This is a genomic window from Burkholderia aenigmatica, from assembly GCF_048627025.1.
In the GTDB taxonomy this organism is placed as follows: Bacteria; Pseudomonadota; Gammaproteobacteria; order Burkholderiales; family Burkholderiaceae; genus Burkholderia; species Burkholderia aenigmatica.
This window is the reverse complement of the sequence record NZ_CP184469.1, coordinates 1708128-1720937: the sequence shown is the minus strand read 5'-3', so window position 1 is coordinate 1720937 and position 12810 is coordinate 1708128. Positions and strand designations below refer to the sequence as shown.

The window sequence follows — 12810 nt, the reverse complement described above, 5'->3', positions numbered from 1 at the left end:
CCGTCCGCGTTTTCCTTCCCCCGCATGCGAAACGACCCGCGATGCCGTTCAGGCACTTCGCGGGTCGGCGCACGTCCGGCGTCGGCTGCGGCGGTTACGCCGGCTGTGCCTCGTACAGCTTCACGCACGCGGAGAAGTCGAGCGTGCCGAGCCCCTGCTGGCTCATCGACTGATAGAGCTGCTGCGCGAGCGCGCCCATCCACACCGGCTGGTGCGCGCTGCGTGCCGCTTCGGTCGCGAGCCCGAGATCCTTCAGCATCAGGTTCGCCGCGAAGCCGCCCGCATAGCCGCGCGCGGCCGGCGCGGTGTCGCTCACGCCCGGATACGGGTTGTACGTGTCCGAGCTCCAGCAGCGGCCGGTCGACGTATTGATAATGCCGGCCAGCACGGCCGGATCGATCCCCAGCGCGGCGCCGAGCGCCATCGCTTCCGACACGCCCATCATCGAGATCCCGAGCAGCAGGTTGTTGCAGATCTTCGCGATCTGCCCGGTGCCCGTGCCGCCGCAATGCACGACGTTCTTGCCCATGGCGAGCAGCACGGGGCGGATGCGCTCGAACAGCGCGGCGTCCGCGCCGACCATGAAGGTCAGCGTGCCGGCCTGCGCGCCGCCGGTGCCGCCCGACACGGGCGCGTCGGCGAGCGGGAAGCCGCGCTGCGCGGCGGCGTCGGCTACCGCGCGCACGGTGCCGGGATCGATCGTGCTGCAGTCGATCAGCGTCGCGCCGGCGCGCGCGCCGGCCAGCACGCCGTCGTCGCCGAGGTAGACCGCGCGCACATGCTGCGCGGCCGGCAGCATCGTGATCACGATCGCGCCGCGCGCGGCCGCTTCGCGCGGCGAGCCGGCCGCCGTCGCGCCGGCGCGTACCGCGACCTCGACCGCGTGCGCGTCGAGGTCGAACACCGTCAGCGCGTGGCCGGCTTTCAGCAGGTTGGCGGCCATCGGGCCGCCCATGTTGCCGAGTCCGATGAATGCGATTTCCATGTGCCAGCTCCTTGGGTCAGCGCAGCGCGATCGTCGTGTTCACGCCGCCGGCCGTCGCGTCGTCGTCGAACCAGCGCGCGGTGACCGTCTTGGTCTGCGTGTAGAACTGCACGACCTGCTTGCCGTACGGGCCGAGATCGCCGAGCTTCGAGCCGCGCGAGCCCGTGAAGCTGAAGTAGGGCACCGGCACCGGAATCGGGATGTTGATGCCGACCTGGCCGATGTCGATCTCGCTCTGGAACTTGCGCGCGGCCGCGCCGCTCTGCGTGAACAGGCCCACGCCGTTGCCCATCGGGTTGCGGTTGACGAGCGCGATCGCTTCATCGAGCGTGTCGGCTTCGAGCACGACCACCACCGGCCCGAAGATTTCTTCCTTGTAGATCGACATGTCGGTCGTCACGCCCGAGAAGATCGTCGGGCCGACGAAGTTGCCCTGCTCGTAGCCGGGCACCTTCACGTCGCGGCCGTCGAGCAACAGCGTCGCGCCTTCCTTCACGCCCGCGTCGATCAGCGACAGGATGCGTTCCTTCGCCGCCTTCGACACGACCGGCCCGACGTCCGTACCGGCTTCCGCGCCCGCATTGACCTTCAGCGCCTTCGCCTTCTCGACGAGCTCGGGCAGCCAGTCGCGCGCCTTGCCGACCAGCACGACCACCGACGTCGCCATGCAGCGCTGGCCGGCCGCGCCGAAGCCCGCGCCGACGAGCGCGTTGATCGACTGCTCGCGGTGCGCATCGGGCAGCACGACCGCGTGGTTCTTCGCGCCCATCATCGACTGCACGCGCTTGCCGTGCTGGCTGCCGAGGTTGTACACGTGCGTGCCGACGCGCGTCGAGCCGACGAACGAGATCGCCTTGATGTCCGGATGCGTGCAGAGACGGTCGACCACCGTCTTGCCGCCGTGCACGACGTTCAGCACGCCCTGCGGCACGCCGGCCTCGATCGCGAGTTCGACGAGCTGCATCGTCGACAGCGGATCCTGCTCCGACGGCTTCAGCACGAACGTGTTGCCGCACACGATCGCCATCGGGAACATCCACAGCGGGATCATGCCGGGGAAGTTGAACGGCGTGATGCCCGCGCACACACCGATCGGCTGGCGCAGCGTGTAGGTATCGACGCCGCCCGCGACGTTCTCGGCGAATTCACCTTGCTGCAGCGTGCCGATCGAGCACGCGTGCTCGACCACTTCAAGACCGCGGAAGATGTCGCCCTGCGCGTCGGGCAGCGTCTTGCCTTGTTCGGCGGTCAGCGTGTGCGCGATCCGTTCGAGATTGCGGCGCACGAGATCCTGGAACTTCAGCATGATGCGCAGCCGCGCGCCGATCGGCGTCGTCTTCCACGTCTGGAATGCGCGTTGCGCGGACGCGATCGCGGCATCGACCTCGTCGAGCGTCGCGTACGGCACGCGGCCGATCACTTCCTGCGTCGCGGGGTTGACGATGTCGCCCCATTCGGCGCTTTGCGATTCGACGAATGCGCCGTCGATCAGCAGCTTGGCGGTGGGCAGGGTGAGGGTGGTCTGGGGAACTGCGGCGTTCATGGAATTCTCCGGGAAACGGTGTGGCGACAAAAAGGGGCCCCGTCACCGCCGCGCATGCGCGCGCGGCGGACGGCAGGACGAACTGAAATCGATCGGATGCGGGCCGGCGCGTCAGGCACGTGCCGGGCGCATCAGCGCGGTACACAAGAGCGCGAACACGCCGAAGCCGACGAGGTACGCGATCACGTAGTGCGGCTGGCCGCCGCCGGCCTTGAGCAGCGACGTCGCGATCATCGGCGCGAAGCCGCCGCCGATCACGCCGGCGAGCTGCACCGACAGCGAGATGCCGCTGTAGCGGATTTCCGCCGGGAACTGCTGCGCGAACAGCAGCGATTCCGGCGCATAGAGGATCGGGAACACGACGCCGAGGCCGAGCACGATCGCCCACCATGCGTACGAGGTCTGCTGCGTGCCGAGCATCATGAAGAACGGCGCGGCGAACGCGCACATCAGCACGAGGCCGATCGCGAACATCCGGCGCTGGCCGATGCGGTCGCTCAGGTGGCCGCACAGCGGCATCGTGACGAGCGACAGCGCTGCGCCGGCCGTGATCGCGTGCAGCATCTCGGCCTTCGGCAGATGCAGCTGCTGCGTCGCGTAGGCGAGCGCGAACGTGACGACCATGTAGAACCAGGTGTTCTCGGCGGCGCGCGCGCCGACGATCGTCAGCACCTCGCGCGGATGGCGGCGCAGCGCGGCCATCACCGGCGACTTCTCGGCCTTGCCCTGGCGCTGCATCTTCTCGAAGTCGGGCGACTCGGGCACCTTCGCGCGGATGAACCAGCCGAGCCCGACGAGCGCGATGCTCGCGAGGAACGGCACGCGCCAGCCCCACGACAGCATGTCGGCTTCCGGCAGCGCGGCCACCGCGGCCATCGCGACCGACGACAGGATCAGGCCGAGCCCGACACCCGTCTGCGGCAGGCTGCCGAACAGCCCCTTGCGGCCCTTCGGCGCGTGTTCGACGGCCATCAGCACCGCGCCGCCCCATTCGCCGCCGACGGCCATCCCCTGCAGGAAGCGCATCGCGATCAGCAGCGCGGCGGCCCAGTAGCCGATGCTGTCGTACGACGGGATCAGCCCGATGATCATGCTCGGCACGCCCATCAGCAGCAGCGTGATCATCAGCATCGACTTGCGGCCGATGCGGTCGCCGAAGTGACCGAACACGATGCCGCCCATCGGCCGCCCGATGAAGCCGACCGCGAACGTGCCGAACGCGGCGAGCGTGCCGACGACGGGGTCCAGCGACGGGAAGAAGATGCGGTTGAAGACGAGCGCGGCGGCCGTGCCGTAGAGGAAGAAGTCGTACCACTCGATCGTGGTGCCGGCCATGCTGGCCCAGCCGGCCAGCAGGTAGTGCTTCGCGGTGCGCTCGGGTGCCGGCGCCGCGACTGTCGCATGCTCATCGAGGGTGGATCGCGTCTGCATGGTGTCTCCGTGGTGGTGCCGCGGCTCGTGGTCCGCAGGTCACGGTCGAGTATAGTTATGCGCAGATTCATCATGTACCGATAAAGAAACCGGTTGGATGTGCATTTATGCATAACGACGGCCGGCCCGGAGACTTCAGCCCCTTTTTCCCTCGCCGATGCGACATGCCACCGAGCCGGTTTCCGGCAACCTGAACTGGGACGATCTGCGCTTTTTCCTCGAAGTCGCGCGCACGCAGCGCGCGAGCGGCGCCGCGAAGCGGCTGGGGGTCGATTACACGACCGTCGCGCGGCGCATCCGCGCGCTCGAGGCCGCGATGGGCACGCTGCTGTTCGACAAGTCGCGCTCCGGCGGCTTCACGCTGACGGCCGAAGGGCAGCGGCTCGTCGCGTATGCGGATGCGATGGAGACGACCGTGCAGTCCGCGTGCGACCAGGTCGCGAACACGGGCGAGGCGCTGTCGGGCCATGTGCGGATCGGGTCGACGGAGGGGTTCGGCTGCTTTTTCCTCGCACCGCAGCTCGCGCAGTTTCGGGCCGAGCATCCGCACGTGACGGTCGACCTGCTGCCGGTGCCGCATTTCGTCAACCTGCCGAAGCGCGAGGCCGACCTGGCGATCACGCTCGAGCGGCCCGAGCGCGGGCCTTACGTGGTCACCAAGCTGTGCGACTACCAGCTGCGGCTCTACGCGACGCGCGACTATCTCGCGAACCATGATCCGATCACCTGCACCGACGATCTCGCGCAGCACGCGTTCATCAGCTACGTCGACGATCTCGCGTTCAGCAACGAACTGCTGTACCTGGACCGCGCGGTGCCGGGCGCGACGGCCGGACTGCGCACGACGAGCGTGATCGCGCAGTATTTCGCGGCGTTGCAGGGCGGCGGGCTGGCGATCCTGCCGTGCTTCATGGCGGCCACGCAGCCGGCGCTGGTACCCGTGCTGCCGGACGACGTGGTTGTCACGCGCTGCTTCTGGCTGACGTGCCGCGAGGATCTGCGCAAGCTGCGGCGCGTGACCGCGCTGTGGGATTACCTGCGCGCGGCGGCGGACGCCAATCGTGCGCTGCTGTCGGGCGAATCGGGGAAGCTGAGATTCGTCGGCGAGCCGGAATAGCGGAGCGAGCGTGGCGGTTGCGGTGGCGACGGCGACGACGACGACGTGATCGATCGGTATGAAAAAACGGCTGGCGAAGATCCGGCCGGTTATCGGGGGAAACGCAGATGGCTTTGACGCATGCGGGCAAGGTGTTCGTGGTCTGTGTGGTCGTATTCGGCGTGACCGCGTATTGGCTCGCGTCGCGCATGGTGCGCCGCCAGAACGGCGGCACGCGCGGATCGGGCGGCGCGGTCGCATTCTGGTGGCTCGTGTGTTTTTGCCTGGTGTCGCTGTGCCTCCCGTTCGCGTACTGGATCGGCGACGAACTCTACGACCTGGCGGTATCGCCGAAATACGAGGCGACCGTCGTGTCCTACCAGTCCGAGTGGGACACTTGCGAGCGTCGCGACAGCAGCGGTCGCACGGACAAATATCGGTGCATCAAGTACACGTCGATCCTGGAAGCCGTGATGCCGAATGGCGAGCGGGTCGTGCTGCCGGGCAACATCCGCTCGGGCAGCGTGCCGGAGATCGGCGAGCGCGTCGATGTCGTGTTGCCGCAGGGCGCGAATCAGCTGCACGAACGCAGCGTGCGCAGTGTCGGCCTGCTGGCCGGCGGCGGGCTGATGGTCGCGATGACCGGGTACTTCCTCTACCTGATCGCCGCGTACGGCGCCGGCCGGAACCTCGACGGCGCGGGCCGCTTCGGCGTGGCGGTGGTCCTGAACGGGCTCGTGCCGCTCGGCGCGTTGCTGATGGAAATCGGCTTCCTGAGCGTGCCTTACCGCTACTGGGCGCGCGGGAATCCGGAGCAGTGGCCGGTGTGGGTGCTGGCGCTCTGCCTGCTGTTCGCGCTCGGGCTGCTGCCGTTGCTGCTGATCTACGCGCGAACCGCCTGGCGTGCGGTCGTGAAGTAACGGAGGCGGCGGCGCGGTTGTGCCATCATGTCAGCACCGACAGCCGCCAGGAGACGGTCGTGGAAATTCATTCGCAGTGGACCTTCGATTGCCGGCCCGAGCATGTCTGGCCGCATTTTCTCCATGCCCGGATGGACGACACGCGGCCGTTGCTGTTCCGCCTCGGCGTGCCGAAGCCGGTCAGTTGCCGCGTGCTCGAAGGCGTGCCGGCGATCGGCAACACGCGGCAGTGCACGACCGATCGCGGCACGATCGACCAGCGGATCCTCGTGCTCGACGAGAATCGCCGGCTGCGTTACCGGATGGTGGCGTCGACGGTGTGGTGCCGCGACTGGGTCGGGCTGCTCGAGGACGAATTCACGCTGACGCCAATCGAAGGCGGCAGGACACGCGTCGAACGGCGTACCGTGTTCAGCGCGCGCGGCCTCTTCAGGCCGGTTCGGCAGATCGGGCTGTGGCTCGCATTGCAGCAGGCGCACCGGTATGCGGCCCGCAACTGGCGGCGCCTCGCGATGGCGGCGCAGGGGCAGGCGGCCGCGATGGCGCCGGCGCGCTAGGCCTTGGGCGCCGGCGCGTAAAAGATTTGCCCGATGTCCGTGTCGCGCGCCTGGCCGTTGCGGTCGGCCGCGGTGCGCGTATCGAAGAAATCGAACGAGCACAGATCCGGCCGGCCCAGCGCCTTCAGGATGCTCGACGTGCGCCACGCCGGCAGCCAGTCGGCCCATGACAGCCGCACGCCCACGAGCAGCGCGAGCAGGACGCCCACCGTGACGGGCCCGCCCAGCAGCATCTCCAGATCGGCATCCAGGTCGGAAAAGCCGCTGTCGCTCGTCCATCGCATCACGACCATCGTCGGAATGAGAAAGCAGTTCATGCCGATGAACATCCATTTCCACACCAGCCAGAGGACTTGTGCGAGGCCGGCCAGCCCCTTGTCGCCGCACCCGTGAGCCATGACCATGCGCTGCCGGTCGGGAGACGACAGCGCGAACAGGCGACCGCGGCGATCGACCACGGCCACCACGTCGTCGCCAACGTCGAAGCACTGGCCGCCAAGGAACCCCCGGTACGTATTGCCGCCGATTTCGATTTCCACCGGAAGCTTCGCGAACAGGATCTTGCCGTTCTTCCCGACGGTGACGTATGCGTTTGCCGACGAGAAGGTCTTGGTCTCGCGCAGGTTCGCGTACGACCACGTCGCCGGATGCTCGACCTTGTCGGCCGCGGCGTTCAACTGGGCGAGGACGTAGTCTTCGTCGGCTTGCTGAAACGCCAGCGCATTGGCCGCGGCACCGTTGCCGGTGAGCGCCGCAAGGATCGGCACCACGGTGTGCGTGAACCAGTAGCCGAGCGATTTCTTGCGGGCTTCGGGGTCGACGGGCGGGACCTGACGGCTTCCGGTAGTGCCTTGGTCGGGGCGCTCGAGAAAGCGCAACGCGGTCAGTTTGCCTTCGACAAGACGCAGGGGGGAGGACATAGGGGTACGCGGCCGCAACGGGACAGGGTTGGCGGAGTCTACCAGTCGTCTGACTAAACGCGCGACGCGCCAGACGCGCCGTTCCGCCGGCCCTGCAGCGCGGCCGGCAGCGCGCCGCGATCGCGCCCCGAACCCGGCCTCAACCCGGGCAGCCCAGCCGGTCCGCGAGTTCGTTCAGATCCTTGACGTCGAAGTCCCACGCGTCGTCGGCTTTCAGATCGGTCGTCTGGCCGGGCCCGTGTTCGGTCGGCCGCAGCACGAACGCGGTCGACAGTCCCTGCCGGCGCGCGGCCGCGAGATCGCCGTTGTGCGCGGCGACCAGGCACAGCTCGGCCGGCTCGACGCCGAGAATCTCGACGGTGTCGCTGTACACCTGCGGCGACGGCTTGTACGCGCGGACGACTTCGGCGCCGAGAATCGCATCCCACGGCAGCCCCGCGCGTTTCGCGACGTCGACCATCAGCCGGATGTTGCCGTTCGACAGCGGCGCGATGATGTAGCGCCGCTTCAGCCGTTGCAGCGCCGCGACGGCGTCGGGCCACGGGTCGAGGCTGTGCCACGCGAGGTTGAGCGCGTCGATGTCGGCGTCGGACACGTCGACGATCCCGTAGCGGTCGAGCGTGCGGACGAGGTTCTCGCGGTGCAGCACGTCGAGCCGCACATAGCGGCGGCGCCCGCTGCGGATTTCTTCCATCGACGGCGAATACTCGGCCCGCCACGCATCGGCGAATTCGAGCGGGTCGAGCGCGGGGGCGTAGCGGTCGAGGAACGCGGCGGCGCCGCGTGCCACGCCGCCTCTCCAGTCGACGATCGTTCCGAAGACATCGAAAACGAGCGCCTTGATTTCGGCAGGGTTCGTCATGGTGATCCAGTGAGGGTCGATCGATGAGGTTACGAGTCGCCGTGCCGCCGGATTGCGCGGCGCCGGTTCGATCGACATTGAATCACGGATACGGAAAGACGGCCTGGCCGGCGGTGCGGGCAGCCAGGCGGCGCGGAACGGATGAGGCCGGCCGCGCGCGCGGGTGCGCGCCGCCGGCCGGAAACGTCCGCGGCCGCGCGGGCCGGTCAGCTCTTGTCGTACGAGAACTGGATGCCGGCCGTGCCGCCGGTTTCGATGAACAGGTCGATGAAGGCCGGCACGGTGGCGCTGCGTGCCCAGTCGCGCTGCAACTCGCAGAACAGCTGCGCGACGCTGATCATCTGGCCGCCGGCCTGCTCGATGCGGCGCAGCGCCGCGTCGTGCGCGGCAACCGACGTGCCGCCCACCGCGTCGACGACCACGTACACCTCGTAGCCGGCCTTCAGCGCGTCGAGCGCCGGGAACGTCAGGCACGCTTCGGTCCACAGGGCGGTCATGATCAGTTTCTTGCGGCCGGTCGCCTCGACGGCCCGGCGGAACTCGACGTCTTCCCACGAATTGATGCTCGTGCGGTCGTAGGTCGGATGGCCGTCCAGCGCCGCGCGCAGTTGCGGGATCGGCGGCTTGTTCAGGCCGGTCTTCACGTTGACGGTCGAGTGGACGATCGGCAGGCCGTACGCGACGGCCGCCTTCGACGCGCCGACGATGTTGTTGATCAGCAGCTGGCGATCCATCGACGCGATGGAGTTCACCTGGACCGGCTGGTAATCGATGACGATGAACGCCGCATTCTGCGGGGTGAGCAGGTGGTCGTTCGCGGGGTCGCGAATCGGTTCGCTTGCCATGGTTGCCTCCAGAGACAGGGCAGGAAGTGAAGGGGGCCGACGGGCCGGGGCGGCGTGGCAGAGGGCCCGGACCAGAACAGTCCGGACCCCTGCGACGACCTCGATACGCGTCGAATCACGATGCTATTCGTGCAACAAACGGCGTTCCAGTCCCTTAAAATGCCATCAGTGTTCTATGGGTGGAACAATCATGGATGACCTGAACGACCTCTACTATTTCGTGAAGGTGGTCGAACACGGCGGGTTCACGCAGGCGGGGCGCGCGCTGGACGTCCCGAAATCGACGCTGAGCCGGCGCATCGCGGCGCTGGAGGCGCAGTACGACGTGCGGCTGCTGCAGCGCACGACGCGCCGGTTCACGGTGACGGAGACCGGGCGCGAATTCTACGAGCGATGCCTCGCCGTGCTGGTCGAAGCCGAGGCGGCACGCGAGGTGATCGAGCGCCGGCACGCGGAGCCGCGAGGCATCGTCCGCGTGAGTTGCCCGACCGCGCTGCTCGAATACCGGGTGAGCGAACTGATCGCGCGCTTCATGGCGATTCATCCGCAGGTGCAGGTGCATCTCGAGGCGACGAATCGGCGCGTCGACCTGCTGAGCGAAGGCATCGATCTCGCGTTGCGGGTGCGCTTTCCGCCGCTGGAGGACAGCGATCTCGTGATGCGCATCCTCGGCGACAGCCCGCAGCGGCTGGTGGCCGCGCCGCACTGGCTCGGCGGGCGCGCCGCGCCGTCGGATCCTGCCGAACTGGCCGGCGTGCCGAGCCTCGACTGGGGGCCGGCGCGACATCACGTGTGGCAACTGGTCGGGCCGAACGGCGAGCAGGTGCCATTGCGGCATCACCCGCGCTTCATTACCGACGACCTGCATGCGCTGCGCGATGCGGCGATTCACGGCGTCGGCATCGTGCAACTGCCGTGCATGGTCGTCGAGGACGACCTGCGCAACGGCACGCTGGTCGACGTGCTGCCCGGATGGGCGCCGAAGGGCGGCGTGATCCACGCGGTGTTTCCGTCGCGGCGCGGGCTGCTGCCGCGCGTGCGTCTGTTGATCGACTTCCTGGCCGAACACATCCGCAGGGATTAACGCGTGGCGGCCGCGTTCGGTGTGTCGCCGCCGGGTGTGCCGAGGCGGTCGGTGCTGCGGCCCGGCCTGCGCATCCCGTTGCGTTCCTTCATCGCATCGAGGCCGTTGCCCCGGTTAGGGCGTGAGATCGAACCGCCCGGCATCGTCGCGCGCGAATCGCCCATCGCCCATCGGGCGTGATCGGCTCGCGAGATTCGCGTGTGCCGGTTCCCGAATCCGGCGCGCAACCTTGCCCGGCCAGCCCTGGCTCGGGTTACTCCGGACGCAATTTTCCGACAACCCGCAATAAGCAGATATCGCTGCATCGGGGCGCTCACTACCATTCGTCGAACGGCTGAGGGCCGCGCGGATGGCCGGCCTGCCGGCACGAGATACGGCGCGGCGTCAGTGCCGATGAAACGGAGCGCCGCCATGGAGGAAGGGAATCGGCGGCAGCGGCGTCGACTCGTCGCGTTGATCGCGACCGTGTCGGCGCTGGTGCTGGCCTACGGTGTCGCGCGACATCTGTCGCACGCGTCGACGAGACCGCCGGATCAACAGGTGTTTTCCGTCGACGTCGATCGGGACAAGGCGCCCTGGGAACGATCCGTGATCGCGATTCGCGAAGGGATGCCGGCGCATATCAACGTGCATTCGCGAGAGGCGGGTGTGCTGATGGCGCATGAAATACCGGGTGCGCTCGCGGCCTGCACCGTCGGAACCGAGCAGTCGATGGACATTCTCCCGGTCGGGATCACCGGGCGCTTTTCGCTGCACTTTCACAGCCGGACCGGCGAGCAGATCGAGGTGGCTGTCATCGAGATATATCCGGACAACTAACGATAAAGCCGGCTCGGAACGACATTCGAAACAGGAGGAGGCAAAGATGCAGGCACTGTCCCGGATAGCGCTCGTGCTATCGCTTGGCGCCGTCGCGCTCGCCGGCTGCGGCGGAGACGTCGACGACACGACGAGCGCGACGCCCGCCGTATCGGTGGCGGACTACGTCGTGCCGCGGGTGCCCGGCTGCAGCCCGGGCGACACGCCCGAGACGGCGCTGCAAGGGCAGGTGCCCGCCGCGCTGCGCCAGTCCGGATTCGGCGGTTTCAACTGCAACCTGAAGCGCGTCGGCCAGGTTCAGGGCGAGGGCGCTTCATGGTCGGCGGCGACCTATACCGACCGGCAGGGCCGGACCTGCTTCTACCACTCGACGATGGGCGCGACGCCGGTCTTCAACAATCCCGATGCGCCGCCGCGCGTGAACCCGGGCGTGCCGGTGATCGACATCACCGATCCGGCCACGCCGGTGCGGGTGAGTTCGCTGACGTCGACCTCGATGATCGATCCGTGGGAATCGCTGCGCGTGAACGTCGCGCGCGGGATTCTCGCCGCCGACAACGGGCTCGGCGGCGCCGGCGGCCCCGAAGTCGACCTGTACGACGTGGCCACCGACTGCACGCGCCCGCAGTTGCTCGCGAGCGTGCCCGTCGGCACGGGCGCCGACGGCGGCATCCTCCCGGCCACCAAGGCGCTCGGCCATGAAGGCGGTTTCTCTCCCGACGGCTTCACGTATTACGTCGGCGGATCCGCAGTGCGTTCCTACTATGCGGTCGACCTGACGATCCCGACACGGCCGAAGCTGATCTCGGCGATCACGATGGCCGATCTGGGGTTCGGGACGCTGTCCCACGGCTTGTCCGTCAGCCAGGACGGAAACCGTGCGTACTTCGTCGCGACCGGCAATGGCGGTGCGGCAATCGGCACGGGCGCACCGCCGCTGAACAACCCGAATGCGACCGGCGACAACGGGTTCTTCGTCATCGACACCAGTGAAGTGCAGAGCCGGCGCCCGAATGCACACATGCACCGGATCGCGACGGTGCCGGTGCGCGACGGCAGCGGGGCCCAGCATACGATCTCGTTCTCCGTGGGCGGCAAGCCCTATCTGATCGAGGTCGATGAAGGTGGCTCGGGCGGGCTTCAGGATCCGGGCGCGGCGAGCGTGAAGGCCGCGTGCATTGCCGGGATGACGCCGTTCCCGCTGGGCCACATCTACGACATGTCGAACGAAGCGGCACCGCAGCTCGTGTCCGAGCTGCGGCTCGAAACGCACGCGGTGCAGAACTGCGGCAAGGTGATTCCCGATGTGCTCGGCCTTGGCACATTCACGTACGGATCGCACTACTGCAGTGTCGACAACCGGGAGAACGCGACGGCGCTCGCGTGCAGCTACTTCAATTCCGGCATCCGCGTGTTCGACATTCGCGACCCGGCGAAGCCGAAGGAGATCGCGTACTACAACCCGCCTTCGGCCAAGTCGCCCGGCGCCGGCTCCGGTCATCTGATGCTCGGCCAGTATCGCCCGGGCGGCCCGGACTGGTGTGCGTCGCGCCTCGATTTCGATTTCGACCGCCATCTGCTGACTACCGCCTGCCAGGACAACGGCCTGCTCGTGCTGTCGTTCGAGAACGGGGCATGGCCGTTTCCCGAAAGCACGAAAGCGACGGAGGCCGGCAATTGACGCGCGGGCAGCGCACCCCTGCCATGCGACGCAACCGGGATGACTCACAGAAGCGGCCGGCATAGCC

At 68.0% G+C, this 12810-nt stretch carries 13 protein-coding genes; 6 read left to right on the top strand and 7 right to left on the bottom strand.

What is annotated here, in order from left to right:
* Positions 1–94 precede the first annotated feature (94 nt).
* From mmsB to ACN8ZM_RS24700, 3 genes are all read right to left on the bottom strand, one after another.
* Complete coding sequence (gene mmsB, locus ACN8ZM_RS24710) at positions 95–985, bottom strand: 3-hydroxyisobutyrate dehydrogenase (RefSeq protein ID WP_301809619.1); 891 nt, start codon at positions 983–985, stop codon at positions 95–97.
* 16 nt (positions 986–1001) lie between these two features.
* The gene (locus ACN8ZM_RS24705) at positions 1002–2528 is read right to left on the bottom strand and encodes a CoA-acylating methylmalonate-semialdehyde dehydrogenase (RefSeq protein WP_420211021.1); all 1527 of its coding nucleotides are present in this window, start codon (positions 2526–2528) and stop codon (positions 1002–1004) included.
* 111 nt (positions 2529–2639) lie between these two features.
* Positions 2640–3959 (bottom strand): MFS transporter, encoded by a 1320-nt coding sequence (locus ACN8ZM_RS24700; protein WP_043179404.1) that lies wholly within the window; start codon positions 3957–3959, stop codon positions 2640–2642.
* A gap of 157 nt (positions 3960–4116) precedes the next feature.
* Here ACN8ZM_RS24700 and ACN8ZM_RS24695 point away from each other — a divergent pair, with 157 nt between their 5' ends.
* The 3 genes from ACN8ZM_RS24695 to ACN8ZM_RS24685 all read left to right on the top strand — a co-directional run bounded on the left by ACN8ZM_RS24695 (position 4117) and on the right by ACN8ZM_RS24685 (position 6532).
* On the top strand, positions 4117–5076 hold the full coding sequence (locus ACN8ZM_RS24695; RefSeq protein ID WP_043179402.1) for a LysR family transcriptional regulator: 960 nt from the start codon (positions 4117–4119) through the stop codon (positions 5074–5076).
* A gap of 107 nt (positions 5077–5183) precedes the next feature.
* Positions 5184–5975: a uracil permease gene (locus ACN8ZM_RS24690; RefSeq protein WP_420211020.1), complete on the top strand. Its 792-nt coding sequence runs from the start codon at positions 5184–5186 to the stop codon at positions 5973–5975.
* Between the two features lie 59 nt (positions 5976–6034).
* Positions 6035–6532 (top strand): SRPBCC family protein, encoded by a 498-nt coding sequence (locus ACN8ZM_RS24685; protein ID WP_420211019.1) that lies wholly within the window; start codon positions 6035–6037, stop codon positions 6530–6532.
* On the opposite strand, the gene ACN8ZM_RS24680 is transcribed toward ACN8ZM_RS24685, so the two are convergent.
* The 3 genes from ACN8ZM_RS24680 to ACN8ZM_RS24670 all read right to left on the bottom strand — a co-directional run bounded on the left by ACN8ZM_RS24680 (position 6529) and on the right by ACN8ZM_RS24670 (position 9159).
* Positions 6529–7452 carry a hypothetical protein gene (locus tag ACN8ZM_RS24680; protein ID WP_420211018.1) on the bottom strand — a complete coding sequence of 308 codons (924 nt, stop codon included), beginning with the start codon at positions 7450–7452 and terminating at the stop codon, positions 6529–6531. The two genes, ACN8ZM_RS24685 and ACN8ZM_RS24680, sit on opposite strands and share 4 nt — an antisense overlap.
* Before the next feature lie 139 nt (positions 7453–7591).
* A complete protein-coding gene (locus tag ACN8ZM_RS24675) occupies positions 7592–8314 on the bottom strand; it encodes a haloacid dehalogenase type II (RefSeq protein ID WP_420211017.1) in 723 nt (240 codons plus the stop codon).
* A 206-nt stretch (positions 8315–8520) separates the two neighbouring features.
* Positions 8521–9159 (bottom strand): hydrolase, encoded by a 639-nt coding sequence (locus ACN8ZM_RS24670; protein ID WP_420211016.1) that lies wholly within the window; start codon positions 9157–9159, stop codon positions 8521–8523.
* A gap of 190 nt (positions 9160–9349) precedes the next feature.
* On the opposite strand from ACN8ZM_RS24670, the gene ACN8ZM_RS24665 reads away from it, so the two are divergent.
* The gene (locus ACN8ZM_RS24665; RefSeq protein WP_043179391.1) at positions 9350–10243 is read left to right on the top strand and encodes a LysR substrate-binding domain-containing protein; all 894 of its coding nucleotides are present in this window, start codon (positions 9350–9352) and stop codon (positions 10241–10243) included.
* On the opposite strand, the gene ACN8ZM_RS24660 is transcribed toward ACN8ZM_RS24665, so the two are convergent.
* A complete protein-coding gene (locus ACN8ZM_RS24660) occupies positions 10240–10407 on the bottom strand; it encodes a hypothetical protein (RefSeq protein ID WP_420211015.1) in 168 nt (55 codons plus the stop codon). The two genes, ACN8ZM_RS24665 and ACN8ZM_RS24660, sit on opposite strands and share 4 nt — an antisense overlap.
* Before the next feature lie 289 nt (positions 10408–10696).
* On the opposite strand from ACN8ZM_RS24660, the gene ACN8ZM_RS24655 reads away from it, so the two are divergent.
* Both ACN8ZM_RS24655 and ACN8ZM_RS24650 read left to right on the top strand, forming a co-directional pair.
* The gene (locus tag ACN8ZM_RS24655) at positions 10697–11062 is read left to right on the top strand and encodes a hypothetical protein (RefSeq protein WP_420211014.1); all 366 of its coding nucleotides are present in this window, start codon (positions 10697–10699) and stop codon (positions 11060–11062) included.
* Between the two features lie 46 nt (positions 11063–11108).
* On the top strand, positions 11109–12743 hold the full coding sequence (locus tag ACN8ZM_RS24650; RefSeq protein WP_420211013.1) for an LVIVD repeat-containing protein: 1635 nt from the start codon (positions 11109–11111) through the stop codon (positions 12741–12743).
* Positions 12744–12810 lie beyond the last annotated feature (67 nt).